The sequence below is a fragment of the Phaeobacter sp. B1627 genome (genome assembly GCF_006265095.1).
Taxonomy (GTDB): domain Bacteria; phylum Pseudomonadota; class Alphaproteobacteria; order Rhodobacterales; family Rhodobacteraceae; genus Epibacterium.
In genome coordinates this window covers 1-1,426 of sequence record NZ_VCNK01000091.1, presented here as the reverse complement: position 1 = coordinate 1,426, position 1,426 = coordinate 1, and the positions used below count along the sequence as shown (strand labels likewise).

Annotated in this window: 1 protein-coding gene; it reads right to left on the bottom strand. The window is 64.8% G+C overall.

Annotation, left to right across the window (positions count from 1 at the left end; all coding sequences use genetic code 11):
• Window positions 1–32 precede the first annotated feature (32 nt).
• A complete protein-coding gene (locus FGE21_RS19775; protein ID WP_139665110.1) occupies window positions 33–1,130 on the bottom strand; it encodes an AAA family ATPase in 1,098 nt (365 codons plus the stop codon).
• Window positions 1,131–1,426 lie beyond the last annotated feature (296 nt).

The window sequence follows — 1,426 nt, the reverse complement described above, 5'->3', positions numbered from 1 at the left end:
GCCGACCTAAGGCGCGCGCTCGCATCCAATACTCAATGCGACAGCGGGCTGCTTGCCATGGCCTCTGCCCTGTCCAGCATGCGGGACACATGGCGTAAATTGAGCTCATGCGCCTCAGCAAACTGATCGATCACCTCGCAGATGGCGCCCAGGGCAGCATCGGACAGCCCCCGTCGTGCGCCCTCGCGCTCCGCGAAGGAGATGAGATCCCCCTTGCCGGGACCGGCAAGGCGCAGGGTCTCCAGTCGGCTCAGGAACGGGGCCGGAAGCGTCTTCAAGCTGTTCGAGGTCAGGACCCAGCTGATCCAGGACATGTCGAAGCCGACCTGGTAATAGGGGCACTTCCAGGCCACGGCAGACGAGCGTACCAGCAGCGGCAACAGCCCCTCGGCCAAGCCGTAGGCCTGCCCCTTGGTCGAGGTCGGTGTTCCGGCCTTCTCGATCTCGTCGATCACCACGATCGGGTTCGCGCAGAGGCTCTGCACGATGGTCTGCAGGGGCCGACCGGGAAAGGCCGTGCCCCAGCCGCCTTGCGAGCCATTGACAACGAAGGAGGCCTGCTCCGCGGTTCCCTCGATGCCACAACGCGGCACCCCGAGATGGCGCCCGAGCTCGCGTGACCACACGCTCTTGCCAATCCCTGGCGGGCCGTCGAGCAGCACGGGTGGCAGACGGAATCCGGGCTCCCCCACCCGCACCGAGCGGCGCATCGCCTTCCAGAGGAAGTCAGTGGCGGCCGCCATCCAGGGCATCTCGGCATGAATGGCCGCGGCGATCTCATCGGCGCGGTGCTCGCTGGCGATGCCGACGAGGTCCGCCCCGCAGCGGAACACCTCGAGCGCGCGCCGGTCATCCGAACTGAGATGGCTGAGCCCGGAAGCCTTGGCACGCGCGCCCGTTACCCGGCGCGCACGGCGCAGCACCTTGGTGCGGTCTTTTTCCGAGAGCGGCACGGCGATGAGGTCCTCGTTCCAGCGCAACTCATCCTCAAAGTCTCCCGGAACCTTTGGGGAGGCCCCGTCCTGAAGGGCACGGAGCTTGCGCAGGTGCCACTCGAAGCGGCGCTTGAGCGCGAACTCGTTCTCGTCGGGATCGGCGAAGCGGGCATCGATAAACTTGATCTTGGTCATGGAGGTCCTTTCAGGCGCGTTGCGCCATGCCCACAGGCAGAGGTTCTGCATGAGGGGGATGTTTTGGAAAGAACCCGGCCGGGATTGGCCCTGATGGATGCCGAAAGCGCGGCTGGCCGTCAACGGCGCCCAACAGGGCGGAGCGCTACGACGGCGCATCAGAGGCCGCGAACCCGCCAGACACGCAAGCCATTGATATAAAAAGAAACCACCGACTGCAGTGCAGCCGGTGGTCATTTGATCTGTGTCGGAATGGTCAAATTACCCCGGAAATGGACATTTTATCGTAGGTCAGA

Excerpts from the sequence above, each read along its gene's own strand:
- FGE21_RS19775 (WP_139665110.1), bottom strand. The coding sequence starts at position 1,130 with ATGACCAAGATCAAGTTTATCGATGCCCGCTTCGCCGATCCCGACGAG.